A 24,551-nucleotide genomic window follows, 5' to 3' on the forward strand; every position below is an offset into this window, starting at 1 on the left:
CCACGATCAGCAACACCATCCGCGACTGCAACTCGTGTCGGGCGCGCACCAGATCCAGAACCTCACCCTTGAGGCCCTCACCATCCAGCTGCCACGCTTCCCGACTGTCCATGCTCAAAGTTTAATCGAACATACTTTCGATAACCAGAGACAAACCGGACAACTTCGGGAACCTGAAGACTCGAGACCTGTTGAAGTACATCACCATTCAGCTAGCCGTCAAAGACGACGCGATAGAGGATGTATCCCGCGAAACACACAATCGCAACAACGCACAGCCCGAGCAGGATGTCGAAAAAGACGGGCCGGGTTGGGTTTCGAGCCTGGTCGATGAGAGGCGTCGAAGACGAGGCGGGCGTGCCACACGGCAGCGCACGGCACTACTTCGCAAACCAGCGTGGACTGATAGTCGAGGTGGTGCGACACCTTCTGGACGGTGATCTTCCTCGCCCGGGCGAGACGCCGAAGCAACAGGTGGCCCGGTGGCTGGGGCCGGAGTCCGGTCGCACTCGTGCTCGCTACGAACTGATCATCGCGGCATTCCACGATCCCGACCTCGCAGTGGAACTGGTGCGTGGTCGGGATCGGTTTGTCGACATCTTGATCGAACGCGGCATGACCTCGTCCGATGCAACGGAGTTGGTCGCAGCACTGGACGGGCTCGTTCTGGACGCACTGCTGCGCAGGCATGCTCCGGAAACCCTGGATCCCGAGCGAATCTTCAAGAGGTTCGCAGCGAAGTTCCCCTAGCCGTCCAGCTCGGCGAAGAGCTCCATCCACTGCTCTTCGGCGGCTTCCTTGTCGGCGATGACCTGCTTGAGTTCGGCGCCGAGCTTCTGCAGCTTGTCCGGGTCGGTGGCCGCGTCGGCGAGGGAAGCGTGCAGCTTCTTCTCTCGGTCGTCGAACTTCGCAATGGACCGCTCGAGCTTCGAAAGTTCCTTGCGTGCAGCGCGATCCGCGGCGCCGTCGCGGACCTGCTTGCTCTTCGACGCACCACTCGCCGTCGAAGCCACCGACGGGTTGTCGCCATCCCCCATTGCTGCGCGCCGACGCAGGTAGTCCTCGATACCGCCGGGCAGGTTGGTGAGCTTGCGGTCACCGAAGAGCGCCCAGGTGGTGTCACAGATGCGCTCGATCAAGTACCGGTCGTGCGAGATGACCACCATGGTGCCCGCCCAGCCGTCGAGCAGATCTTCGAGTTGCTGAAGCGTGTCGATGTCGAGATCGTTGGTCGGCTCGTCGAGAAGCAGGACGTTGGGCTCGGCCATGAGGACACGTGTCAACTGCAGACGTCGGCGCTCACCACCGGAGAGATCACCGACTGGGGTGCGCTGACGCGCCGGTGTGAAGCCCAACCGCTCAGCCAGCTGACCCGCCGATACTTCCTTGTCTCCCAGGGTGATTCGCTCGGCTACATCCTTGACCGCGTCGAGTACGCGCATGTCGGTAGGTAGATCGTCGAGTTCCTGCTTGAGCCAACCGATGTGGACGGTCTGCCCCTGAATGCGCTTTCCGGCGGCAGGCTCGAGTTCGCCGGCCAGAGTCCGCAGCAGAGTCGTCTTGCCCGAGCCGTTGACACCGACCAGGCCTACACGCTCACCTGGAGCGAGACGCCAGGTCAGATCCTCGACGAGTACACGGCCGTCCGGAGTCTCCAGACGCGCGTCTTCGAGTTCGATGACAACCTTGCCGAGCCGTCGCTGCGCGAACGACGCAAGAGCGACCGCGTCACGAGGTGCCGGAACGTCGGCGATCAGAGCCTCTGCGGCTTCGATGCGGTACTTCGGCTTGGACGTACGGGCCGGCGCACCGCGGCGCAGCCATGCGAGTTCCTTGCGTGCAAGGTTGCGTCGACGCTCTTCGGAAGCGTCAGCCTGACGCGAACGCTCGGCGCGAGCGAACACCCAGTCGTTGTAGCCACCCTCGTAGCTTTCGACGCCGCCGCCGACAACCTCCCAGGTGCGGGTGGCGACGGTGTCGAGGAACCAGCGATCGTGGGTCACGACGACAAGCGCGCTGCGACGCGAGACGAGGTGCTCGGCCAACCACTGAACACCTTCGACGTCGAGGTGGTTGGTGGGCTCGTCGAGCACCAGCAGGTCGAGGTCCTGAACCAGGGCCGCAGCGAGAGCCACGCGGCGACGCTCACCGCCGGACAGGCCGTCGACCTTGGCATCCAATGCGGACCGCTCGCCGCCGGCGCCCAGGTTGTCGATGCCGATACCCGAGAGCACCGAACGGATGCGCGCGTCGCCGGCCCATTCGTGTTGCGCCACTCCGAGCGGCCCCAGGACCACTTCACCGACAGTGGAGCCGGGAGGCAGTACACCGCGCTGCGTCACGACGGCCATACGCAATCCGCCGACGCGGCTGACGCGTCCCGAATCCGGCTGCTCCACACCCGCGAGGACTTCGAGCATGGTCGTCTTACCGCCACCGTTGAGGCCGACGACGCCGATGCGCTCGCCCTCCTCGACGCCCAGGGAGACCCCGTCGAGCAACGGCTTGACGCCGAAAGACTTCGACACGTTTTCCAGATTGATCAGATTCGCCATCAGTGCTGTCCCTTTGCCGCATTGTCGAGTATTCGTGCTCCGGGAACGGGTCCGCTCGCCACGCGAACGGTGCGGCACACCCCCGCTCCCGCAAGTTCTGCGCTCACTTCCACCGCGGACTGTGCGTCGGCGCAGAGAAAGGCGCATGTCGGTCCGGAGCCGGAGACGATGCCGGCCAAAGCTCCGGCTTCGACGCCCGCTCGAAGCGTCCGTCGTAGATCCGGGTTGAGTGAGAGTGCCGCAGCCTGCAGATCGTTGCCGAGCAGCGACGCAAGCAGATGAGCGTCACCCGTGGTCAGTGCCTGGATCAACGCATCGGCGCTCCCCACCCGTTTCGGGGAGCCCTCTGCCCGCAGCTTGTCCAGCTCGCGGAACACGACCGGTGTGCTCAAGCCACCCTTCGCCAGCGCCAACACCCAGTGAAAAGTGTGGCGGGTCAACACGGGGACAAGTTGTTCGCCGCGGCCGGTTCCGAGGGCAGTGCCACCGTGCAGCGAGAACGGAACGTCACTCCCGAGGCGTGCCGCAAAAGCGTCGAGATCAGGCCGCGAGAAGTCGAGCTTCCACAAAGCGTTGAGCGCAACCAAAGCGGCGGCTGCGTCGGCACTCCCGCCGGCCATTCCACCTGCGACGGGGATGCCTTTCTCGATGACTATCTCGACGTTCGGGGCCACGCCACCCTCGACGGCGAGCATCTCGGCGGCACGCCACACGAGGTTGGTGCGATCGGTCGGCACGGCCGCGGCGTCGTCGCCGATCACCCGCACGGTCAAGGTGTCCGCAGGCGCCACCGTGAGGGTGTCTGCCAGCGACAATGCCTGAAAAACCGTCGTCAGCTCGTGATAGCCGTCGTCTCGCAGGTCCCCGACGGCAAGGTGGAGATTCACCTTGGACGGGGCCCGGACGACTACGGGGCGTGGAACGACGGAGAGCACAAGGAACAACAATAGGCGCTGCGAACACCTGGGCGAAAACCTGCGACCGCAGCAGCCCGTCCGACAGCCAGCACACCCACGCTATTTCACCGCGCGCACACCTACGCCCAGACCGACCACCGCCACGCCCAAGGCGGCGACGATTCCTGCCAGAACGCTGCTCGACGCGAAGTCTCCGGCAAAGAGTGCCCGCTCGGCGTCTACGACGTAGCCGAGCGGATTGATGTTCACGAGGACCTTCATCCAACCTGGTGCGTCCTCGAGTGGAAGCATGGTTCCCGACAGGATCAGGAGCGGGAACATCAGCGTCTGCTGAACGACCCAGAACATCCAATCCTGCTCCCGCACAGCCAGAGCGAGAGCGTACGAGAGCGCACCGAGTCCGACGCCGAACACTCCCAGCAGGACTATCCCGAGCGCGGCTCCCGCTGCATTGACGTCCAATCCGAGCGGAAGTGCGACCAGAATGATCAGAATCGCCTGCGCGGCAAGCGGAACCATCTCCTTGCACGCTCGCCCGATCAACAAGGACGAGCGTCGGAGCGGAGTCACCAACATTCGCTCGTGCGATCCCTGCTGCATCTCCATCAGGAGGTTGGACCCGGTCATCGTCGTTCCGAAGATCGCGATCATCACCAATACACCGGGGATGAACCAATTCCATACGCCGTCACCGGTACCCGGAACCCCTTTGAGCAGAGGCCCGAACAACGCCAACAGGATCAGCGGCTGGATGAGGCTGAAGATGACGCTGACCGGGTCACGCAACATCGGTCGCAGCTCACGGCCCATCACGATTACGCTGTCTCGAACGATGTTGCCGTGCACGGTACGTGGGGTATCGAGTGTGATTGTCATGGCGGATTCCTGTTCGTCGAAGTTCTTTGTCGTGTTTCAGGAAGCGACCGCAGCGGCGCTCTCGCGCAGACTGCGGCCGGTGAGGGTGAGGAAGACGTCGTCGAGAGTCGGCCTGGTGATGTCGGCAGTGAGTGCGAGGGCACCGCGGGCATCGGCTTCACGCAGCAACACCGGTAGCGTCGAATCACCCTCGCCGGCACGGATACTCACCGAACTTGCCTCGACGGTGACCCCACGCACAGTGACAAGTCGCTCGGCCACCGACGCCGCGATTGCAGCCGCTTCGGCGTTGTCGAACGTGAGCAACAAATGATCTCCGGCAAGATCCGCTTTGAGTGCAGCGGCGGTGCTGTCCGCGATAACAGTGCCCTCGTCGATGACGATGACCCGCTCTGCCATCGAATCCGCTTCTTCGAGGTAGTGCGTGGTCAGCACGATCGTGGTGCCCATCTCTCGCCGCAGCCGGAGGATGTGGTCCCAGAGGTTGGCCCGACTCTGCGGGTCCATGCCCGTGGTCGGCTCGTCGAGGAACAGGAGCGGTGGGCGATGGACCAGGCCGAGGGCGATATCGAGCCGCCGTCGCTGCCCGCCGGACAGCGTACTGACCTTTCGAGTACCCAACTCGGTGAGTTCGAGATCACGCAGCAATTCGTCGGCCCGGACCTGCGAGTCGCCCTTGGGCATTCCGTAGCACAACCCCTGCGTCACCAACTCGTCGCGAACTCGCTGGTTGTGGCCGGCTCCGTTCCCCTGTCCGACGTATCCGAGGCTGGAGCGCACCTCGTTTCGTGCCGCAGCGATGTCAAATCCTGCGATTCGCGCGCTGCCGGACGTGGGCTCGAGCAAGGTGGTCAGCATGCGCAACGTCGTCGATTTCCCGGCGCCGTTCGGCCCCAGCAAGGCAACCAATTCACCCTCCGCTACATCGAGCGTGACTCCCTTGACTGCTTCCACGAGCTTCTTGCCCTGGGCGAAGTGCTTGGTGAGCGCCTTCGTCTCGATCATCGGTCTGCCGTCGTTGATGCGACTCATGATGTGCCCCAATTTCTTCTCGACTGATCGGATGCGGACCAACCTAGATTCAATTGAGGACGCATTGGGTCCTAAATGTTTGGCAGACTTCTTCCCATGAAGGAGACATCGGCTCGCCTACTGCGGTTGCTGTCACTGCTCCAGACACGTCGAGACTGGTCCGGTGCCGAACTCGCAGACAAGCTCGCGATCACCCCGCGCACAGTTCGACGTGACGTGGACCGCCTCCGCGATCTCGGCTATCCGGTCGACGCGACAGTCGGAGTCGGTGGCGGATATCGCCTGGGTGCCGGCGCGGAGATGCCCCCGCTACAGCTCGATGACGAAGAAGTGCTCGCGGTGGCACTTTCACTGCAATCCGGAGCGACCGGCTCTGTGGTCGGCATCGGCGAGGCTTCGATGCGCGCGCTGGCGAAGCTGCGGCAGATCATGCCGTCGAGGCTGCGACACCGTCTGGAATCGCTGTCGATCGATGTCGTGCCACGCGAGCCCGCCGCGAGCGCAGTCGATGCGTCGGTACTGTCCGCCATCGCATCCGTATGCCACAACCACGAACGCCTGCGATTCGACTACAGCACTCACGACGGCACCCAGAGCCGACGCGAGGTGGAACCGTACAGGCTCGTGCGGTCGGGTGTTCGGTGGTATCTGGTGGCTTGGGATCTGTCTCGCGAAGACTGGCGGTCGTTCCGCGTCGACCGGATGGAACCCAAGATCCCCACCGGCCCACGATTCGTGCCGCGGGAACTACCCGCCGGTGGTGCAGCAGACTTCGTGTCCCGCGGTGTCGCTCGGGCCTATTCCTCCACGCGCGCAACAGTTCTACTGCATGCACCCATCGAGCAGATAGCACCCATGGTCAACGAACAGTGGGGATCGGTGGAGTCCACCGACGAAGGGCGTTGCGTCATAGTGCTTTCGGGCACTTCTCTGCGATCGATCGCACACTGGCTCAGAGCTTTCGACGTCGATTTCACCGTTGTGAATCCACCTGAACTCCGCGAGGAATGCCGCACGATCGCGGCGGAAACGGCAGTCGCCACTCAGCGGTATCTCGATGCATGACAGCGTTTTTCACCCAAATACAACAAGACCCCAACTCCGAAGAGTTGGGGTCTTGTCAGTACGTCATGCGTCGGTTGCCCGACTCACATGGACGTCTTAGACGATGGTAACGCCGGTGGCCTGCGGGCCCTTGTTGCCCTGACCGATCTCGAACGCCACGCGCTGGTTCTCCTCGAGAGTGCGGAAGCCGCCACTCTGGATCTCGGAGTAGTGAACGAAGACGTCAGCACTGCCGTCTTCGGGAGCGATGAAGCCGAACCCCTTCTCGGAGTTGAACCACTTCACGATGCCCTCTGCCATGTAAATCTCCTCTAACACAGTGTCAACAGGCAGTCGCTTCGACCGCCCGGGTCACTTACTACGACCGTTCTGAGACAAATCCGTGGAGGATGTCCAAACGCTCGCAACCTAACCATTTGCGAGCGTGGAAACACAAACACAAACACTTACGACCACCACAAGTAGACCACACATCCGCCGTGTTGTCTTCCCTGAGGCCTTCATCACTGCCCAGCCCGTTGACAGGCATACCCCCTGGGGGTACCTTCGATTGCAGAGCGATACCTACACCGGGTATCCGTAAAATAAGCTTTCCACAACCGAAGGGATCTGCGATGACCACCGCCGAATACACCGTTTCCGGAATGACCTGCGGACACTGCGTCGGATCCGTCAAGGAAGAGATCGGCAACATCGCGGGAGTAACCGCGGTGGATGTCGAACTGGCGAGCGGACGCGTCGTCGTCACCAGCGATGCTCCCGTCTCCGCAGCCGACGTCGTCGCAGCAGTCGACGAAGCCGGCTACGCAGTCGTACCAAGCTGAGTCAGCCGTGCGCACCTCGACAACACTTGCCGCCTACGCCGTAGGGCTGGTCGCCGTCTTCGGCGCCGCCCTCGGCGTGGGGGCCGCAATCGGAAGCCCGATAGACATGTCCACCACCCAGCACAGCACCCACGAATCAACCACCGAATCGATGCCAGGCATGGATTCGGCAACACCTGCAGGACTCGAAGTCTCCTCCGGCGGATACACACTCACCGATGTGACCGCACCCGGTCGAGCTGGGGAGCCGGGAACCTTGACCTTCCGGATTCTCGACGACACCAACACGCCCGTCGTCGATTTCGACCTCCTGCACGAGAAGAAACTCCACCTCATTGTCGTCCGAAACGACACCAGCGAATTCCGCCACGTACATCCGTCCCTCGCTGCAGACGGCACCTGGTCGATCGACTGGGCCTGGCCCGCCGCCGGCACCTACCGAGTCTTCGCGGACTTCGATCCCACCGACGGCACCCAACTGACACTCGGCCGAAACTTCGACGTGGCAGGCGAATTCACTCCTGCGCCGCTACCTGCGAAGAGCGCGACCACAACCGTCGACGGATACACCGTGACTCTCGACGGTGATCTGACCACTGCCGGCGGCCCGATCACGCTGAGCGTTGCTCGCGACGGAGCCCCGGTCACCGATCTCGATCCGTACCTCGGCGCCTTCGGTCACCTCGTTGCCCTGCGCACCGGCGACCTCGCCTACCTGCACGTGCACCCCGAAGGCGAGCCAGGCGACGGCGTCACAGCTCCTGGTCCGGACATTTCCTTCCACGCACAGGCACCGAGCGAAGGCACATACCGGCTGTTCCTCGACTTCCAGCACGAAGGCGTGGTTCGGACCGCCGAATTCACTGTTGATGCAGGCACTTCCACGGCTTCAGTTCCAGACAATCACGAGGGAGGGCACTGATGACGTCACCGACTGCGGTCGACAATGCTGCCAACTCGAGCAGCGTCGAACTCGCGATCACCGGGATGACCTGCGCATCCTGCGCGTCACGAATCGAGAAGAAGCTCAACAAGATCGACGGCGTCACAGCCACCGTCAACTACGCGACGGAAAAGGCCAAGGTCACCTTCCCGGACGGGGTGCCCGTCGAAGATCTGGTCACTGCCGTCGAGAACGCCGGTTATTCCGCCGCGCTCCCCAAGCCGCCCAGCGCGCCGGACACCGTCGACCCGGATGCGGAAACCCCGCAGGATCGTGATCTGCGCGAGCTTCGTACCCGCCTGATCATCTCGACTCTTCTCTCCGTGCCGGTCATCGCTATGGCAATGATTCCTGCGCTGCAGTTCGACAACTGGCAGTGGCTCTCCCTCACACTGGCCGCACCGGTCATCGTGTGGGCGGCCCTCCCCTTCCACCGGGCTGCCTGGGTGAACCTGCGTCACGGCGCGGCCACGATGGACACGCTCATCTCGCTGGGCACCATCTCGGCCTTCGTCTGGTCGCTCTACGCACTGTTCTTCGGCACTGCGGGCGAAGCCGGTATGAAGCACGCCTTCCGGCTGACGGTCGACCGGATGGACGGCAGCGCCAACATCTACCTCGAAGTTGCCGCGGGCGTCATCACGTTCGTGCTGGCCGGACGCTACTTCGAGCACAAGTCCAAGCGCACGTCCGGCGCCGCACTACGCGCACTCATGGAGCTCGGTGCGAAAGACGTCGCGGTATTGCGCAACGGCGTCGAAGTACGAATCCCCGCCGAAGAACTGGCAGCGGGCGACTCCTTCATCGTCCGGCCCGGCGAGAAGATCGCCACCGACGGCATCATCACCGAGGGCCGCTCAGCCGTCGACATGAGCATGTTGACGGGTGAATCCGTGCCTGAGGAAGTCGGTGTCGGGGACACTGTCGTCGGCGCCACCGTCAACGTCGGTGGAACCTTGACCGTCGAGGCAACCCGGGTCGGGAGCGACACCCAACTCGCCCAGATGGCGGCACTGGTCGAAGACGCCCAGAACGGCAAGGCCGAAGTTCAGCGCCTCGCCGATCGGATCGCCGGTATCTTCGTACCGGTCGTCATCGCGATTGCCGTTGCGACACTGGGCTACTGGCTCGGCACCGGTAACCCTATCGAGATGGCCTTCACCGCTGCTGTCGCCGTGCTGATCATCGCGTGCCCCTGTGCCCTCGGATTGGCAACGCCCACAGCCCTGTTGGTGGGCACGGGTCGCGGAGCCCAGATGGGAATCCTCATCAAGGGACCCGAGGTGCTCGAATCGACGCGCGCAGTCGACACCGTCGTGCTCGACAAGACGGGAACCGTCACCACCGGTCAGATGACATTGCTGGACACCGTGGTGGGCGAAGGAACAACCGTCGACGAGGTCCTTCAGCTGGCGGGCGCACTCGAACATCGCTCCGAGCACCCCATCGCCGCAGCGATCGCGAAGGGTGCGACCGAAGCCGTGGGCGAATTGCCTGCGGTCGAGGATTTCGTGAACGTCGCCGGGCGCGGCGTGCAGGGAATGGTCGACGGTCACGCCGTCGTCGCGGGCCGAGACGCGCTGCTCGCCGACTGGTCGATGCCGTTGCCGGAAAATCTCCGCGAGGCGAAGGCTGCAGCAGAGAAGGCCGGGCGCACCGCAATCGCGGTGGGCTGGGACGGCAAGGCGCACGGCATCCTCGTGATCGCCGACGCGGTCAAGGACACGAGCGCCGAAGCAATCGCGCAGTTGAAAGCACTCGGCCTCGAACCGGTTCTGCTGACCGGTGACAACGCCACCGTTGCTCGCACTGTCGCGGATCAGGTCGGGATCAGCACCGTCTTCGCCGAGGTCATGCCTGCGGACAAGGTCGACGCCGTCAAGAAACTGCAAGCGGAAGGACGCGTCGTGGCCATGGTCGGCGACGGCGTGAACGACGCGGCAGCCCTGGCTCAGGCCGATCTCGGCCTGGCGATGGGCACGGGTACCGACGTTGCGATCGAGGCCAGCGACATCACTCTGGTGCGAGGTGACCTGCGGTCGGCAGCCGATGCAATTCGACTGTCCCGCAAGACGCTCAAGACCATCAAGGGCAACCTGTTCTGGGCATTCGCCTACAACACGGCTGCGATCCCGCTGGCTGCGGCCGGCCTGCTCAACCCGATGCTCGCCGGTGCCGCAATGGCATTCAGCAGTGTGTTCGTGGTGAGCAACAGCCTGAGGTTGCGGCGGTTCAAATAAGGGGCAAGCCCCCTGTGCGCGGTTAGGGAGTCCCTGCACTCCTTAACCGCGCACGGGGCTATTCGCCTCCAGCCAGCCGAACGAAGGCTGCTGCGTCGAGCATCTCGCCACGCGTCTGAGGCTCGATACCGGCAGCGAGGAGCCGTCGTTCGGCCTCGGCAGGCGAACCTGCCCAACCGCTGAGAGCGGCACGCAAAGTCTTGCGGCGCTGTGCGAACGCGGCGTCGATCGCCGCAAAAACCTGCTTGCGGTGCTTCTCGTCCATCGGCCACGGCGGCTCCGCGTACCGATCGATACGAACCAGTCCTGATTCGACCTTCGGCACCGGCCAGAACACGTTGCGTCCGACGGCACCGGCGCGGCGAACCTCGCCGAAGAAGTTGGCCTTGACGCTGGGAACGCCGTAGATCTTGCTTCCCGGATCAGCCGCCAGGCGATCGGCAACCTCGGCTTGCACCATCACGAGTGCGGTCCGCAGACTCGGAAGCGACGCGAACAGGTGCAACAGCACCGGCACCGCGACGTTGTACGGCAGGTTCGCAACCAGCGCGGTCGGCTCGCCGGGAATCTGTGAAGGCAGCACACGCATCGCGTCCGCTTCGACGACGGTCAGTCGATCGGCAAGCTCCGGCGCTCGCTCGGCCACCGTCTTCGGGAGGCGAGCCGCGAGGTTGGGATCGATCTCGACCGCGATCACACGATCGACGACGTCCATCAGCGCCATCGTCAGCGAACCGAGACCAGGCCCTACCTCGAGAACGACGTCGTCACGTGTCACGCCTGCCGTGGTGACGATGCGCCTCACGGTATTGGCGTCGTGAACGAAGTTCTGCCCCAACTGTTTCGTGGGCCGGACACCGAATTCCTCGGCAAGAGCGCGCACCTCGACCGGACCGAGCAGGGCTGCCTGCCCGCGCGGAGTAGCGATGGGTTCGTTCGATTGTTCGGCGTCTGACACCAGTAGAACTTATCCCAGTCCGAGGCGACCCGAGCACGACGGCCATGCGCCCCAGCCCTGAGTGCGCTGGGTCTGTGTCGCAATCGCGATCTGTTCTTCACGGGTGGCGAGGTCGGCGCGGGGCGCATACTTCAACCCGCCCTGTCGTTCCCAGGTGTTCTGATCGAACTGCACGCCGCCGTAGAAACCGTTGCCGGTGTTGATGGCCCAGTTACCGGTGGCCTCGCACTGTGCGAGCGCATCCCACGTCGAACCGTTCTCCACGGGCGGCACCTCGGTGCCCGGCTTCGTTCCGACACGCACGACCTTCGGCTGCGCCGGTGTGGTGATCGTCTCCGAGACCTGGGTACGTCCGGCTTCGACACCGTTGACGAGATTCACGGCGAACGTCACGTCACGCACGCCGGGCACGCCCGGGTTCTCGACGATCGTGCGACTCTGGTTCATCGTCGGATCCTCGATGCGCTGATCCGGCGGATCGAGCGGCAAGGTCTCGACCTTGTTCTCGGTGCGGTTGCGCGTCACCGTGACCTCCAGGCCCTCGGTCAGTGGAGCGCCGGCGGCGGGAACCACCGTGTCCGACTGCTCGAGCGGAGTGCCGTTGGCGGTAAGGAACTCCCCGACCGTCGGCGCCGCGATACGCACGTCTGCTGCCGCGTTTGCGCCGTCGACCAGTTTTGCGACGACCGGTGTCAGCACGTCGAGCGCGGCGCCGTCCAGCGGAAGACGCTGCGAGCGCGAAGCCGACACGTGCACATCCGCCGCGACGTCCAACTGCTTCAACGCGTCGTCGACGGTCAAGGCAGTGGTCCAGAGCTTCTGCGGCTGACCGTCGACCGTCAGCGTGATCTCACGGGCACGACGGAGCACCACGGTGTCGCCGTCGGACAGCGAAGCGTCGGCCGCGGGAGCAACTGCATCCTTGTCACCGATCGGGTAACCCGCGTCCTCGAGAGCGCCGTCGACGTTGGTCGACATGGTGCTCAGGCGAATCTGCTCACCGTCGACATCGAGAGTGATGGTCTTGTGCCGGACGACGGCCAGAACACCACCCACGAGAACCGTCAGGAGAAGAGCGGCGATCGCCGAGTACAACAACGGCGACCTGGTCGAGTTGATCTTGGCGAACGGTGACATCGGTTCCTGTGTTCTGTGAGGTGTGAGCGCGTCAGCGCAGGCCCAATTTGCTGGTGCAGGACGGCCAAGCACCCCAGCCCTGACCGGCGCGGACTTTCTCGCCGATCGCGATCTGCTGTTCACGTGATGCGAGGTCGGCGCGAGCTGCGTACTGACCGCCGCCGAATGCTTCCCAGGTGCTCTGGGTGAACTGAAGTCCTCCGTAGAAACCGTTGCCGGTGTTGATGGCCCAGTTTCCGGTCGCCTCGCACTGAGCAATGGCATCCCACGTCGACGCGTTGGACACAGCGGGAGCGGAAGCCTGCTTGGTACCGACCTTCACCACTGCTGCGACCGGTTCCTTGATCACGGTCGCGGACAGTTCCGTGCGTCCGGCCTCGACACCGTTGACGGTCTTGACCTCGACGGTGGCCGTGCGCTCACCCGGAACACCCGGGTTCTCGACGACGGTCTTGTCCTTCTCGAGCTCGGGATCTTCGACCTTGTTCTCCGGCGGCGCGATCGGCTGCGTCTCGACGCGAGTGTCCGTGCGGTCGCGCGTGACCTGGATGGTCAGGCCGTTGGTAACGGGTGTCTCGGCGGTGGGAACCACCGAGTCGGCCTGCTCGAGCGGCGCATTCTTGGCCGCGAGAAGATCGCCGACGGTCACGGCGGCGAGCTTGACCTCCGCCGCGGGAGCGCCACCGTCGCTGACGCTGACGGTCTTCGGGCTGACGACGTCGAGCTCGGTCCGTTCGAGCGGCAGACGATGCGAGCGCGAAGCCGAGACTGCGAAGTCGTCGGAAACATCTACCTGCTTCAATGCCTCGTCGACCGTCAATGCGGTGGTCCAGATGGTGGTCGGCTGACCGTCGACGGTCAGAGCCAACTCACGGGCACGGCGCAGTACGACGGTATCGCCATCGGACAGGGAGGAATCGGCACTGGGTGCGAGCGCGTCCTTGGGATCGACCGGGTATCCGGCGTCCTCGAGAGCGGTACCGACGCTGCTCGACATCGTGGACAGCGAAATCATGTCGCCGTCGACATCGAGGGTGATCGTCTTGTGCCGAACCACGGCGAGCGCACCCCCGACGATGAGCGTCAGAAGCAACGCACCCACCACTGAATAGAGAAGTGGTGACTTCGTGGAGTTGATCTTGGCAAAAGGCGACACAGGAAATCCCAAGGCAGACGACGTTCGATCACAATACGGTAACGACCGAGCGTTGTATCGGCAACCAAATCACAACGAAATGCGACTTTTGTCACGGAACGGCAACGGCGTGTCGTGTGTTCTGCACTTTCCGGCTCCGATACCCGTGTATCGATTCAGCTCTGGGCGCAGTATGTTCTCGTCTGGTTCAAAGCAGTCCGGCGATCCCGGGCGCGACAGAAGAAAGCTGGGCGATAGTGCGAAGAAGATTCGACAGACCACGTAATGCCAGGTGGCCGATCCTGGCCATCCTGCTGGCGCTGATCGCAGCGCTGTTCGCCCCCGGAATCGCGAGCGCGCAACCCGGCCGCACCTACACGATCGCCACCGATCTGACATTCGCCCCGTTCGAATTCGAGAACGAAGACGGCAAACTCGTCGGCATCGACATCGACCTGCTCAATGCGATCGCCGAGGACCAAGGCTTCAAGGTCGACATCAAGCAGCTCGGCTTCGACGCGGCCCTTCAGGCCGTGCAGGCCGGGCAGGCGGACGGCGTCATCGCGGGCATGTCCATCACCGACGCCCGCAAGCAGGTGTTCGACTTCTCCGACCCGTACTTCGAGTCGGGCGTGCAGATGGCGGTCCTCGAGACCGACAACGACGTGAAGTCGTACGAGGATCTGAGGGGCAAGCGCGTCGCCGTCAAGAACGGCACCGAGGGCGCCAGCTTCGCCGAGTCCATCAAGGACCAATACGGCTTCACCACAGTCTATTTCGCCGACTCCGCCAGCATGTACGACGAGGTCCGCACCGGGAACTCCGTCGCAGTCTTCGACGACTACCCCGTCCTCGCCTACGGCATCACACAGGGCAACGGCCTCAAGACGGTCACCGAAAAAGAGGTGGGCGCGAGCTACGGCTTCGCAGTCAACAAGGGCCAGAACGCCGAACTGCTCCAGATGTTCAACGCCGGACTGCAGAACCTGCGCGACGACGGCCAGTACGACGAAATCGTCTCGACCTACCTCGGTCAGGGCGCGTCGACGTCGGACAACTCCATCATCGGCTTGATCAAGAGCACCTACCCGCAGCTTCTCAAGGGCCTGTGGTTGACGATCGTTCTCTCGGTCGTCTCGATCGCGATCGCTCTGGTCCTAGGCGCGATCTTCGGTCTCTGCCGCGTGTCCACCAACATGTTCGTCCGAGGTATAGGCACGACCTACGTCGACATCTTCCGCGGCACACCGCTGTTGGTGCAGGCATTCTTCATCTACTTCGGCATCCCGGCAGCCCTGCATTTCCAGATGTCCGCCTTCACCGCAGGCATCATCACGCTCTCGCTCAACGCCGGCGCGTACATGGCTGAAATCGTCCGCGGCGGCATCCTGTCCGTCGACAAGGGACAGATGGAGGCGTCACGAAGCCTGGGCATCAGCTACATGAAGTCGATGCGAAAAGTCATCATGCCGCAGGCAATTCGCACGATGATCCCGTCGTACATCAACCAGTTCGTGATCACCCTCAAGGACACGTCGATCCTGTCGGTCATCGGACTCGCCGAGCTCACTCAGACAGGGCGCATCATCATCGCGCGCAACTTCCAGTCGTTCAACATGTGGCTGATCATCGGCGTCATGTACTTCATCATCATCATGGCGCTCACCAAGCTGTCGAACCGCCTCGAGAAGAGGATCAACAAGTGACCGAAACAGCCGTCAACATGGGCAAGTCCGCCACCGAGGTCAAGATTTCGGTCAAGGGACTGAAGAAGTCGTTCGGCGACAACGAGGTCCTCAAGGGCCTGGACGTCGACATCAAGAGCGGTGAAGTGGTCTGCGTCATCGGGCCTTCCGGTTCCGGCAAGTCGACCTTCCTGCGTTGCCTCAACCGCCTCGAAGACATCACCGCCGGATCCGTGCGCGTCGACCAGTTCGACCTCACGAACAAGGATGTCGACATCGACAAGGTGCGCCAGCACATCGGGATGGTGTTCCAGCACTTCAACCTGTTCCCCCACATGAGCGTCGTCGAAAACGTGATGCTCGCTCCGGTGCAGACCGGGCGATCGACCAAGGAGCAAGCTCGCGAGATCGCCGTCAAACTGCTCGGCCAGGTCGGTCTCGCGGAGAAGGCAGATGCCAAGCCCGCCAGCCTGTCCGGTGGGCAGAAGCAGCGCGTTGCCATCGCCCGCGCACTCGCGATGAGTCCGGACATCATGCTCTTCGACGAGGCCACCAGCGCCCTCGACCCCGAAATGGTGGGTGAGGTTCTGCAGGTGCTGCGCGACCTCGCCAAGCAGGGCATGACCATGGTCGTCGTGACCCACGAGATGGGCTTCGCCCGTGAGGTTTCCGACCGAGTCATCTTCATGGCCGACGGATACATCGTCGAAGAAGGTAAGCCGGAGAGTCTGTTCGGCAACCCCCAGCAGCAGCGCACCCAGGACTTCCTGGCGAAGGTTCTCTAGGGGCAAGCCCCCTGTGCGCCTTTTTGGTAGTGGGGACTACCGGAAAGGCGCACGGGTGGTGGCCAATTCGACGACAACGGCCGTCTCCATCCAGCCACGACGACCGGCAACCAGCGACGACATGCCGCGAAAAGACCGTGGGACCTTCTCGACTCGAACGTGATCGGTGCTCCCAGGTACCAATACCCAGTGCCTGGGTTCTTGTTCGACAAACTCGCCGCGCTCGAGTCGGATCGAGAGAACGATCCCGGCCGTAGGTTCCACGTCGTCGGGATAGATTCCTCCATGAACCGTCCCGTCGAACCACAGCGACTCACGTATGGGGTGCAAAGCCCACGCAGATTTTTCGCCGACCACCGGCAACGGTGCACAGCACTCGAATTCCCATGTTTCGATGCGGACTGTGACCACGTTGTAGTCATTCATCTGAAATACTCCGCGCAGTAGACGGACCGGGACACGACGATCCCGGGCGCGGAGTTACCTGTCAGACCACCATAGCGTCAGAGCTTGTAGACGCGCTCCGCTGTCGCCGTGGACGCTGCTGCCAGCGCCTGCGGATCCTCGCCGCGGATGTCTGCGAGTGCACGCACTGTGTACGGCAGGCAGTACGACTCGTTGGGCGCACCGCGGAACGGGTGCGGCGTCAAGAACGGCGCATCCGTCTCGACGATCAGCTGATCCGAGGGCACCAACAGCGCGGCCTCACGCAGCGCCTTCGCATTCTTGAAACTCACGGTTCCCGAGAAACTCAACACGTAGCCCGCGTCGATGCACGCACGGGCCATCTCCGAATCCGAGGAGAAGCAATGGAACACCACGGTCTCCGGCGCGCCTTCCTCGTGCAGCACCCGCAGCAGGTCCTCATCGGCTTCGCGATTGTGAATCATCAGCGTCTTGCCGAGACGCTTCGCGAGGTCGATGTGCCACCGGAAACCGTCGACCTGCTCCTCGATGGTGGCGCACCCTTCGAGCTTGCCTGGCCAGTAGAGATCCAGCCCGGTCTCCCCCACCGCGACGACCCGCGGATCGGACGCCAACCGTTCTACCTCAGCTCTGGTATCGACATCGAGGACGTTCGCCCTGGTCGGATGGATTGCGACGGCTGCGTAGACCCTCGAATCCCAGTTCGCAGCGTCGACGGCAAAGCGTGCGGCATCTAGGTCGTCGGCCACCGTGACGACCCGTCCGACGCCGACGGCCTCGGCTCGATCGACAATTTCGGCCACGGTCGTAGCGTCGTGCGCACCACAGGCGTCGAGGTGCGTATGTGCGTCGATCAGAGGCGACAAGGGCTCAGGGGCATCGGGGGCGGGACGGTCTTTGCTCACGCCCGATAGAGTAAGCCCACCATGACTGTGCCTGCCTCACCCTCCCAGACCCCGCGCCCAGACTCCGCTGCCCCGGAAGGCGCGGAACGATCGCCGTTCTACATCACGACAGCGATCGCGTATCCCAACGGCGCTCCGCACATCGGCCACGCGTACGAGTACATCTCCTCGGACGCGCTCGCCCGCTTCAAGCGGTTGGACGGTCATGAAGTGTTCTTCATGACCGGCACCGACGAGCACGGTCTGAAGATGCAGCAGACAGCAATCAAAGAGGGCATCGACGTCCGCGAACTCGCGGCTCGGAACTCCGACGTGTTCCAGAACCTCGACAAGGTCCTGAACATCTCGTACGACCGGTTCATCCGCACCACCGACGCCGACCATCAGGTCGCCAGCAAGGCGATCTGGGAAAAGATGGCCGCATCGGGCGACATCTACCTCGACACCTACTCGGGGTGGTATTCGGTTCGTGACGAGGCCTTCTACACCGAAGCCGAGACCACGCTCCTGGACGACGGCACCCGTCAGTCGACGGAGACCGGCACTCCGGTGGAGTGGACCGAGGAGTCCAACTACACTTTCCGTCTCTCGGCCTACGAGGACCGTTTGCTTGCTCTGTACGAAGAGCATCCCGAGTTCATCGCCCCCGCGACACGTCGCAACGAGATCGTCAGCTTCGTCAAGGGCGGCCTCAAGGACCTGTCGATCTCGCGCACCACGTTCGACTGGGGCGTCGAGGTTCCCGGAGACCCCGACCACGTCATGTACGTCTGGGTCGACGCCCTCACCAACTACCTGACCGGCGTGGGTTACCCGAACGTCAACTCGGCGGAGTTCGAGAAGTTCTGGCCCGCGAGCCTGCACATCATCGGCAAGGACATCACGCGTTTCCACACCGTGTACTGGCCGGCGTTCCTCATGTCTGCCGGCATCGAACTGCCGGAGCGGGTCTTCGTCCACGGGTTCTTGTACAACAAGGGCGAGAAGATGTCGAAGTCGGTCGGCAACGTCGTCGACCCCATCGCGATGGTCGATCAGTACGGCCTCGACGCGGTCCGCTTCTTCCTGCTCCGCGAGATCTCGTACGGCCAGGACGGCAGCTACAGCCACGAAGCAATCGTGACGCGTATGAATGCAGACCTGTCCAATGAACTGGGCAACCTCGCGCAGCGTTCACTGACGATGGTCGCGAAGAACTGCGATGCCCAGGTACCGACCCCCGGCGAGTTCACCGAGGACGACCTGGCGATGCTGGCGTCGGCGGATGCCCTGCTTGCCAAGTGCCGCAGCGAGTTCGACGTGCAGGCGCTGCATCTCGCACTGGAAGCCATCTGGGGCGTTCTCGGCGAGACCAACCGGTACTTCTCCAAGCAGGAACCGTGGGTTCTGCGCAAGACGGATCCGGCACGCATGGCGACGGTTCTGTACGTGACGCTCGAAGTGGTCCGCATCGTCGGGCTTCTCGTTCAGCCGGTGATGCCCGACGCGGCGTCACGCATCCTCGATCTGCTTGGCCAGAGCGAAGAGAACCGGCAGTTCGCCGACATTGCGGTTCGCATCGACGCGAACCGGAAACTGCCTGCTCCGGCGCCAGTTTTCCCCCGCTTCGTCGAGGAATGAGCTAAGCGAGAGTGCCGCACGTGGGGTCCGAGATATCCGGTTACAGGCGGATGTGTCGGACCCCACGTGCACACTCCAGCCATGACGACGAATAGAACATACATTCGAACCAGCGCTTCGGCGCAGACACTGCCATGGAACGGAGCGCGGGTGTCCACTCAGGAGGTCAGCCCTCAATCCGTTTCCGCGGTGCGAGATCTCGTTTCCGAACTGTCCGCGGCGTACGACCGCGGATGGCAGCCGGCGGATCTGATTCATCTGGCGCGTCGAAGCAAAGAAGCGTCCGACGCCGATCTCGCCGCCACCACCATCCTGTTCGACGCGAAGGCGTCGCGCGCCTCCGATCGCGCTCCGCTCGAATGGGTGGGGCAGTTGCAGACGATCGGCGAGCAGTATCCGAAGTCTCGGCACATCGCTTCTCGAATCACCGTGGACGACGACGTTTTTCGCTCCCTCGCGGCCGGCCTTCTGTTCCAGGATCCCTACTTCCTCGTTTCGCAGATCGTCGACGTCGCGCGATCGTGGATGCGCCTACCTCAGTGGACGGTGTTGCTCGCGCCACCATCCACCTGGCCGTCGCAACGCACCGATACCAGCTATGCCGGCGTCGGCGATACCGAGGTCGACGCCAAGGTACTCAAGCGAATTCGTGGACTACTCGCCAAAGCGGAAGCAACCAACTTCGCGGAAGAAGCCGAGATTTTCACCGCGAAGGCCCAGGAGTTGATGACCCGGTACGCCATCGACTCCGCACTGCTCCACAGTCGCGCCGGGGTCACCGACACATCCGTCAATGCCCGACGCATTCACATCGAGAACCCGTACGTGAAGGAAAAGGTTCACCTCCTGACCGAGATCGGCGAATCGAATCGAGTCAGGACTGTCTGGTTCAGCGACATTGCACTCGCGACCGTCGTCGGCACTCCGGTCGACCTTCAGCAAGTCGACATGCTGTTCACTTCCCTGCTCGTACAGGCAACCCGTGCAATGCAATTCGCCGACTCGAGCAATCGTGGCGGCTCACGCACCACCTCGTTCCGCAAGGGATTCCTGGCCGGGTTCGCCAGCCGCATCGGACACCGCCTGCGTGACGCCGGCACCAAAGCCACCGCCGAAGCGGCCGACGCGGCATCGATGGACGTCGCGGATCTTCTGCCGATCCTCGCCACCACATCCGAGGCCGTCGACGCCGAATTCGATCGATTGTTCCCCACAACCCGCAAGACTCGCGGACGGTCCGTGGACGCCGAAGGCTGGCACGCCGGCCAGGCTGCAGCCGACGACGCCAACCTGCGTCCCGGCGCACCCGCCGTGAACCGCTCCCGCTAGTCCTTTCGAGCGGCCAGGACCGTCTCGTACAACTCACGCTTGGAGACTCCGGCCGTTGCGACCAGAGCACACGCGTCCTTCAATCGTGCTCCCCCCTCGACCAGCCTTTCCACCTCGTCGACCAGATCGGCAGGATCAGATGCCACCTGCACTGCGCCTTCGAGCACCACCGTGATCTCACCGCGAACGCCCTCGGCGGCCCAAGCAGCTAACTCCCCGAGAGTGCCGCGCTTCACTTCCTCGTAGGTCTTGGTCAATTCCCGGCACACGGCCGCGCGCCGATTCGGCCCGAGAACTTCCACCGCATCTGCGAGGCAGTCGGCAAGGCGATGGGGTGCTTCGAAGAACACACACGCTCGCTGCTCGGTTGCCAAGGCCGAGAGCCACGTCTTGCGCTGCCCCTGCTTACGCGGTGGGAATCCGTCGAAGCAGAACCGCTCCACGGGCAATCCGGAGAGTGCCAGCGCCGTCGTCACCGCCGACGGACCGGGCAAGCACGTGACGGCGAGGTTCTCGGCTACGCAGGCGGCGACAAGGCGATATCCGGGATCGCTGACCGACGGCATGCCCGCGTCCGTGACCAGCAGGACGGTCTTGCCTTCGGCGACGTCGGCGACCAGCGCGGGCAGCCGGGAAATCTCGACCTGATCGTAGAAACTGACGATCTTCCCGGTGATGGTTACCTCGAGCGCGGACGCCAGAGACTTGGTGCGTCGTGTGTCCTCCGCAGCAACGACGTCGGCGGTTGCGAGAGCAGACCGAAGACGCGGAGACGCGTCACCGACATCTCCCATGGGTGTTGCGGCGAGTACCAAGCGACCAGTCATACCTGACAGCCTACGATTGCCAGGTGACTGTGCAGACGGACGAGCGGCCAACGCCCGCCACGAGCGATCGGGTAATGCGTAGTCCCGGCCCGCTGGTACCGGATCCTGATTTCGGCCCGACCGACAGATTGCGCGGCTGGATCGTCACCGCTTTCGTCACCGCTATCGCGGCGATCACACGCTTCACGATGCTCGCCTACCCGACCGACGCCGGCACACCTGTCTTCGACGAGAAGCACTACGTTCCGCAGGGCTGGCAAGTTCTGACCGGTGGCGGCATCGAAGACAATCCCGGTTACGGATTGGTGGTACACCCGCCCATCGGTAAGCAGATGATCGCGATCGGCGAAGCACTCTTCGGTTACAACGGTTGGGGGTGGCGATTCTCGTCGGCCCTGGTCGGGACACTGATGGTCCTGCTGATCATCCGGATCGTGCGCCGCATGACGCGCTCCACGCTGATCGGCGCGATTGCCGGAATCCTGCTCATCGTCGACGGCGTCACCTTCGTCTCCTCACGCCTGGGGATGCTCGACATCTTCCTGGCTTTCTTCGTCCTCGCTGCTCTCGGATGCCTGGTGGTCGATCGCGACCAAGTCCGCGAACGGATGGCGAAGGTATACGAAGAGGGCCGAATCGGCGACTCTGCCTGGGGTCCGCGGCTGGGTTTCCGGTGGTGGAGGTTCGGCGCCGGCATCCTGCTCGGCCTGGCCTGCGGAACAAAGTGGTCCGGCATGTACTTCATTCTGTTCTTCGGATTGCTCAGTGTTGCCTTCGACCTGTCAGCGCGCCGCGCCTACCGCGTGCAGCGCCCATGGGTCGGCACTGCAGTTCGCGACATCGGGCCTGCTCTGTATGCGTTGGTGATCATTCCGCTCGGTGTGTACCTCGCGAGCTACTGGGCCTGGTTCACCAGCGAGACCGGCGTCGACCGTCACGCCGTCGGTAACGAGATCGGTGAGGGGGGCACATGGAGCTTCATTCCCTCCGCGCTGCGCTCACTCTGGTACTACAGCGGAAACGTTCTCCAGTTCCACGCCGGTCTGACCAACTCCGCCGGAAACCACCACCCGTGGGAGTCGAAACCGTGGACGTGGCCGATGGGGCTACGACCGATGCTCTACTACTACGCCGACGGCGAGCAGGTCACCGGTTGCGGGGCCGCCAGCTGCGTCAAGGCCGTGATGCTGATCGGCACACCGGCGATGTGGTGGCTGGCCCTACCGATGTTGGCGTGGGCGATCTGGCAGACGTTCGTGCGCAGGGACTGGCGATACGCCGTGGTCCTGACGGGCTACGGTGCCGCTTACCTCCCGTGGTTCGCGACGCTCGACCGCCAGATGTACTACTTCTACGCAGTTGCACTCGCCCCGTTCATGGTCATGGGATTTGCGCTGGTCCTCGGCGATGTACTGGGCAAGGCGAGCGCGTCCGTCGAGCGTCGTACCACCGGACTTCTGGCAGTCAGTCTGTACATCGGTCTGGTCGTGGCCAACTTCGTCTACCTCTGGCCGATACTCACCGCCATGCCGATCACGCCGGAATCGTGGCAGAACCATCTGTGGTTGCCCAGCTGGAAATAACCGGACGACAAAAGGGGCACCGAACCGCAGTTCGGTGCCCCTTCACGGTTCAAGTCCTACTCCGCTCAAGTCCTACTCCACTGACTTACCCACACGGCGTCCTCGGCGCGGGCGTAGGAGAGCACGTTTCTGCTCCTTCGCCGCAATGATGATCGGGTCGTGCGAAAGATCCTTGTACAGCGAGAAGCACAGTCCGATCATGACCAGCACGAACGGCGCCGCAGCGATGATCGTCATGGTCTGCAAGCCGTCGAGCGCTTCGGAACCACCGGTCCACAGCAGAAGCGCCGCGACGCCACCGGTCAACATGCCCCAGAACACCACGACCCAGCGACTCGGTTCGAGCGTTCCGCGCTGCGAGAGCGTCCCCATCACCATCGACGCAGCGTCGGCGCCGGAGACGAAGAACACTGCGACGAGCAGCATGACCAGGACAGTCGTCACTCCGGCCAACGGCAGATTGTCGAGCATGCCGAACAGTTGAGCCTCTTCCGAGCCTCGGCCGGACAAGCCGATTCCGTCGCGTTCCTCGCCGATGCCTGCGCCGCCGAAGATCGCGAACCAGAGCAAGCTGACAGTCGTGGGAACGGCGATGACGCCGACGATGAACTGGCGGATCGTGCGGCCGCGGCTGATGCGGGCCAGGAACATGCCGACGAACGGCGTCCACGACACCCACCATGCCCAGTAGAAGATCGTCCACGACGAAAGCCACGCGCCGGTTTCAGGATTCGACGATGCACCCGTGCGGGCCGACATCTGGGCGAGGTCGGAAACGTATGCACCAATGGTCGTCGGGAGCAGATTGAGAATCAGCACGGTCGGCCCGAGAACGAACACGAACAGGGCCAAGATCAACGCGAGCACCATGTTGATGTTGGAGAGCCACTGAATTCCCTTGGCCACACCGGAAACTGCCGAAGCGACGAACGCCAGGGTCAGTACCGCAACGATGGCCACGAGCAGGAATACGCCGGCTTCTTCCATCCAGCCGACTACCTCGAAACCGGAGCCGATCTGAAGTGCGCCGAGCCCCAAAGATGCTGCGGTGCCAAAAAGTGTCGCAAAGATTGCCAGGATGTCGATGACCTTGCCGATCGGCCCTTCGGCTTTGCGACCGAGCAACGGGATGAAGGCCGAACTGAACAGTTGCTTGCGTCCTCGGCGATACGACCCGTACGCAATGGCAAGGCCCACAACGGCATACATCGCCCAAGGATGAAGACCCCAGTGAAACATGGTGGTAGCCATGGCAGTTCCGACGCCACCGTCGGTGCCGGGAGGCGGAGTCACGTAGTGCGCAAGCGGTTCCGCGACACCGAAGAACATCAGGCCGATGCCCATGCCGGCGCTGAACATCATGGCGATCCAGCTGACGGTTCGGAACTCGGGCTTCTCACCGTCTTTGCCCAGCGGAATGTCGCCGAATCGACTGACAGCGAGGTAGATGGAAAACAGCACGAAAGCCGAAGCTGCGAGTACGAAGAGCCAGCCGATGTTCGTCACCAACCAGCCGAGAACACTTCCGGTTACCGAGTTCAGGTTGTCGGGAGCTACGAGACCCCACACGACAATAGCCAGCACCGCTGCGGCCGCCACGGAAAACACCACGTAGTCGGTCCGAACGCCTACCCGAGTAAAGCCCGTCTCCGGGCGCTCTTCGTTGGCCCCGGAATCTTGTTCGGATCGATCAGATTTCGTCACCATAG

Annotated in this window: 22 protein-coding genes; 10 read left to right on the forward strand and 12 right to left on the reverse strand. The window is 63.2% G+C overall.

Going from position 1 to position 24,551, the window contains the following annotated elements:
• The first annotated feature begins 330 nt into the window (after positions 1-330).
• Positions 331-750: a TetR/AcrR family transcriptional regulator gene (locus QRN54_RS25985; RefSeq protein ID WP_052959975.1), complete on the forward strand. Its 420-nt coding sequence runs from the start codon at positions 331-333 to the stop codon at positions 748-750.
• Here the strand turns inward: QRN54_RS25985 and QRN54_RS25990 are convergent.
• The 4 genes from QRN54_RS25990 to QRN54_RS26005 all read right to left on the reverse strand — a co-directional run bounded on the left by QRN54_RS25990 (position 747) and on the right by QRN54_RS26005 (position 5,380).
• On the reverse strand, positions 747-2,555 hold the full coding sequence (locus QRN54_RS25990) for an ABC-F family ATP-binding cassette domain-containing protein (RefSeq protein ID WP_003946255.1): 1,809 nt from the start codon (positions 2,553-2,555) through the stop codon (positions 747-749). The genes QRN54_RS25985 and QRN54_RS25990 overlap by 4 nt on opposite strands.
• The gene (locus QRN54_RS25995; protein ID WP_042921272.1) at positions 2,555-3,490 is read right to left on the reverse strand and encodes a 4-(cytidine 5'-diphospho)-2-C-methyl-D-erythritol kinase; all 936 of its coding nucleotides are present in this window, start codon (positions 3,488-3,490) and stop codon (positions 2,555-2,557) included. The genes QRN54_RS25990 and QRN54_RS25995 overlap by 1 nt, the downstream gene beginning before the upstream one ends.
• Positions 3,491-3,571: 81 nt before the next feature.
• A complete protein-coding gene (locus QRN54_RS26000) occupies positions 3,572-4,348 on the reverse strand; it encodes an ABC transporter permease (RefSeq protein ID WP_030536308.1) in 777 nt (258 codons plus the stop codon).
• A gap of 36 nt (positions 4,349-4,384) precedes the next feature.
• The gene (locus QRN54_RS26005; RefSeq protein WP_285183396.1) at positions 4,385-5,380 is read right to left on the reverse strand and encodes an ABC transporter ATP-binding protein; all 996 of its coding nucleotides are present in this window, start codon (positions 5,378-5,380) and stop codon (positions 4,385-4,387) included.
• A gap of 96 nt (positions 5,381-5,476) precedes the next feature.
• On the opposite strand from QRN54_RS26005, the gene QRN54_RS26010 reads away from it, so the two are divergent.
• Positions 5,477-6,445: a helix-turn-helix transcriptional regulator gene (locus tag QRN54_RS26010; protein ID WP_003946249.1), complete on the forward strand. Its 969-nt coding sequence runs from the start codon at positions 5,477-5,479 to the stop codon at positions 6,443-6,445.
• A 96-nt stretch (positions 6,446-6,541) separates the two neighbouring features.
• Here the strand turns inward: QRN54_RS26010 and QRN54_RS26015 are convergent, their stop codons facing one another.
• A complete protein-coding gene (locus QRN54_RS26015; protein ID WP_003946232.1) occupies positions 6,542-6,745 on the reverse strand; it encodes a cold-shock protein in 204 nt (67 codons plus the stop codon).
• Between the two features lie 314 nt (positions 6,746-7,059).
• Between QRN54_RS26015 and QRN54_RS26020 the strand changes: the two genes are divergently transcribed.
• From QRN54_RS26020 to QRN54_RS26030, 3 genes are read left to right on the forward strand one after another with little or no spacing between them, the layout of a single operon-like run.
• The gene (locus QRN54_RS26020; RefSeq protein ID WP_003946267.1) at positions 7,060-7,269 is read left to right on the forward strand and encodes a heavy-metal-associated domain-containing protein; all 210 of its coding nucleotides are present in this window, start codon (positions 7,060-7,062) and stop codon (positions 7,267-7,269) included.
• 7 nt (positions 7,270-7,276) lie between these two features.
• A complete protein-coding gene (locus QRN54_RS26025; RefSeq protein WP_285183397.1) occupies positions 7,277-8,191 on the forward strand; it encodes a DUF8832 domain-containing protein in 915 nt (304 codons plus the stop codon).
• A complete protein-coding gene (locus QRN54_RS26030; RefSeq protein ID WP_081558224.1) occupies positions 8,191-10,452 on the forward strand; it encodes a heavy metal translocating P-type ATPase in 2,262 nt (753 codons plus the stop codon). Before QRN54_RS26025 ends, QRN54_RS26030 begins: the two co-directional genes overlap by 1 nt.
• A gap of 58 nt (positions 10,453-10,510) precedes the next feature.
• Here the strand turns inward: QRN54_RS26030 and rsmA are convergent, their stop codons facing one another.
• Genes rsmA through QRN54_RS26045 form a run of 3 tightly spaced genes read right to left on the reverse strand, consistent with a single transcriptional unit; the run spans position 10,511 to position 13,703 of the window.
• Entirely contained in the window at positions 10,511-11,410 is a 900-nt protein-coding gene (gene rsmA / locus QRN54_RS26035; RefSeq protein WP_003946263.1) for a 16S rRNA (adenine(1518)-N(6)/adenine(1519)-N(6))-dimethyltransferase RsmA, read from the reverse strand.
• A gap of 9 nt (positions 11,411-11,419) precedes the next feature.
• The gene (locus QRN54_RS26040; protein WP_285183398.1) at positions 11,420-12,547 is read right to left on the reverse strand and encodes a resuscitation-promoting factor; all 1,128 of its coding nucleotides are present in this window, start codon (positions 12,545-12,547) and stop codon (positions 11,420-11,422) included.
• A gap of 31 nt (positions 12,548-12,578) precedes the next feature.
• Positions 12,579-13,703, reverse strand: coding sequence for a resuscitation-promoting factor (locus QRN54_RS26045; protein WP_007729018.1), 1,125 nt, complete (start codon positions 13,701-13,703; stop codon positions 12,579-12,581).
• A gap of 236 nt (positions 13,704-13,939) precedes the next feature.
• On the opposite strand from QRN54_RS26045, the gene QRN54_RS26050 reads away from it, so the two are divergent.
• Together QRN54_RS26050 and QRN54_RS26055 are read left to right on the forward strand one after the other, a co-directional pair.
• On the forward strand, positions 13,940-15,388 hold the full coding sequence (locus QRN54_RS26050; protein ID WP_003946214.1) for an amino acid ABC transporter substrate-binding protein/permease: 1,449 nt from the start codon (positions 13,940-13,942) through the stop codon (positions 15,386-15,388).
• Positions 15,385-16,152: an amino acid ABC transporter ATP-binding protein gene (locus tag QRN54_RS26055; RefSeq protein ID WP_003946239.1), complete on the forward strand. Its 768-nt coding sequence runs from the start codon at positions 15,385-15,387 to the stop codon at positions 16,150-16,152. Before QRN54_RS26050 ends, QRN54_RS26055 begins: the two co-directional genes overlap by 4 nt.
• 36 nt (positions 16,153-16,188) lie before the next feature.
• On the opposite strand, the gene QRN54_RS26060 is transcribed toward QRN54_RS26055, so the two are convergent.
• Both QRN54_RS26060 and QRN54_RS26065 read right to left on the reverse strand, forming a co-directional pair.
• The gene (locus tag QRN54_RS26060) at positions 16,189-16,578 is read right to left on the reverse strand and encodes a DUF6578 domain-containing protein (RefSeq protein ID WP_058037034.1); all 390 of its coding nucleotides are present in this window, start codon (positions 16,576-16,578) and stop codon (positions 16,189-16,191) included.
• A gap of 77 nt (positions 16,579-16,655) precedes the next feature.
• Positions 16,656-17,483 carry a TatD family hydrolase gene (locus QRN54_RS26065; RefSeq protein ID WP_285183399.1) on the reverse strand — a complete coding sequence of 276 codons (828 nt, stop codon included), beginning with the start codon at positions 17,481-17,483 and terminating at the stop codon, positions 16,656-16,658.
• Positions 17,484-17,504: 21 nt separating this feature from the next.
• Here QRN54_RS26065 and metG point away from each other — a divergent pair, with 21 nt between their 5' ends.
• Positions 17,505-19,103, forward strand: a complete 1,599-nt coding sequence (gene metG / locus QRN54_RS26070) for a methionine--tRNA ligase (RefSeq protein WP_285183401.1) — start codon at positions 17,505-17,507, stop codon at positions 19,101-19,103.
• 81 nt (positions 19,104-19,184) lie between these two features.
• Positions 19,185-20,432: a DUF2786 domain-containing protein gene (locus tag QRN54_RS26075; protein WP_202425863.1), complete on the forward strand. Its 1,248-nt coding sequence runs from the start codon at positions 19,185-19,187 to the stop codon at positions 20,430-20,432.
• Here QRN54_RS26075 and rsmI read toward each other — a convergent pair.
• A complete protein-coding gene (gene rsmI / locus QRN54_RS26080) occupies positions 20,429-21,259 on the reverse strand; it encodes a 16S rRNA (cytidine(1402)-2'-O)-methyltransferase (protein WP_285183402.1) in 831 nt (276 codons plus the stop codon). The two genes, QRN54_RS26075 and rsmI, sit on opposite strands and share 4 nt — an antisense overlap.
• Before the next feature lie 74 nt (positions 21,260-21,333).
• On the opposite strand from rsmI, the gene QRN54_RS26085 reads away from it, so the two are divergent.
• On the forward strand, positions 21,334-22,842 hold the full coding sequence (locus QRN54_RS26085) for a dolichyl-phosphate-mannose--protein mannosyltransferase (RefSeq protein ID WP_003946230.1): 1,509 nt from the start codon (positions 21,334-21,336) through the stop codon (positions 22,840-22,842).
• Between the two features lie 72 nt (positions 22,843-22,914).
• On the opposite strand, the gene QRN54_RS26090 is transcribed toward QRN54_RS26085, so the two are convergent.
• Positions 22,915-24,549: a BCCT family transporter gene (locus tag QRN54_RS26090; protein ID WP_003946258.1), complete on the reverse strand. Its 1,635-nt coding sequence runs from the start codon at positions 24,547-24,549 to the stop codon at positions 22,915-22,917.
• Between the last annotated feature and the right edge of the window lie 2 nt (positions 24,550-24,551).

The sequence above is a fragment of the Rhodococcus sp. MEB032 genome (assembly GCF_030208925.1).
GTDB lineage: Bacteria > Actinomycetota > Actinomycetes > Mycobacteriales > Mycobacteriaceae > Rhodococcus_F > Rhodococcus_F qingshengii.

Excerpts from the sequence above, each read along its gene's own strand:
- QRN54_RS26030 (WP_081558224.1), top strand. The coding sequence starts at position 8,191 with ATGACGTCACCGACTGCGGTCGACAATGCTGCCAACTCGAGCAGCGTC.
- QRN54_RS26020 (WP_003946267.1), top strand. The coding sequence starts at position 7,060 with ATGACCACCGCCGAATACACCGTTTCCGGAATGACCTGCGGACACTGC.
- rsmI (WP_285183402.1), bottom strand. The coding sequence starts at position 21,259 with ATGACTGGTCGCTTGGTACTCGCCGCAACACCCATGGGAGATGTCGGT.
- QRN54_RS26005 (WP_285183396.1), bottom strand. The coding sequence starts at position 5,380 with ATGAGTCGCATCAACGACGGCAGACCGATGATCGAGACGAAGGCGCTC.
- metG (WP_285183401.1), top strand. The coding sequence starts at position 17,505 with ATGACTGTGCCTGCCTCACCCTCCCAGACCCCGCGCCCAGACTCCGCT.
- QRN54_RS26085 (WP_003946230.1), top strand. The coding sequence starts at position 21,334 with ATGCGTAGTCCCGGCCCGCTGGTACCGGATCCTGATTTCGGCCCGACC.
- QRN54_RS26010 (WP_003946249.1), top strand. The coding sequence starts at position 5,477 with ATGAAGGAGACATCGGCTCGCCTACTGCGGTTGCTGTCACTGCTCCAG.
- QRN54_RS26060 (WP_058037034.1), bottom strand. The coding sequence starts at position 16,578 with ATGAATGACTACAACGTGGTCACAGTCCGCATCGAAACATGGGAATTC.
- QRN54_RS25990 (WP_003946255.1), bottom strand. The coding sequence starts at position 2,555 with ATGGCGAATCTGATCAATCTGGAAAACGTGTCGAAGTCTTTCGGCGTC.
- QRN54_RS26015 (WP_003946232.1), bottom strand. The coding sequence starts at position 6,745 with ATGGCAGAGGGCATCGTGAAGTGGTTCAACTCCGAGAAGGGGTTCGGC.
- QRN54_RS26040 (WP_285183398.1), bottom strand. The coding sequence starts at position 12,547 with ATGTCACCGTTCGCCAAGATCAACTCGACCAGGTCGCCGTTGTTGTAC.
- QRN54_RS26090 (WP_003946258.1), bottom strand. The coding sequence starts at position 24,549 with ATGGTGACGAAATCTGATCGATCCGAACAAGATTCCGGGGCCAACGAA.
- QRN54_RS26075 (WP_202425863.1), top strand. The coding sequence starts at position 19,185 with ATGACGACGAATAGAACATACATTCGAACCAGCGCTTCGGCGCAGACA.
- QRN54_RS25985 (WP_052959975.1), top strand. The coding sequence starts at position 331 with ATGAGAGGCGTCGAAGACGAGGCGGGCGTGCCACACGGCAGCGCACGG.
- QRN54_RS26000 (WP_030536308.1), bottom strand. The coding sequence starts at position 4,348 with ATGACAATCACACTCGATACCCCACGTACCGTGCACGGCAACATCGTT.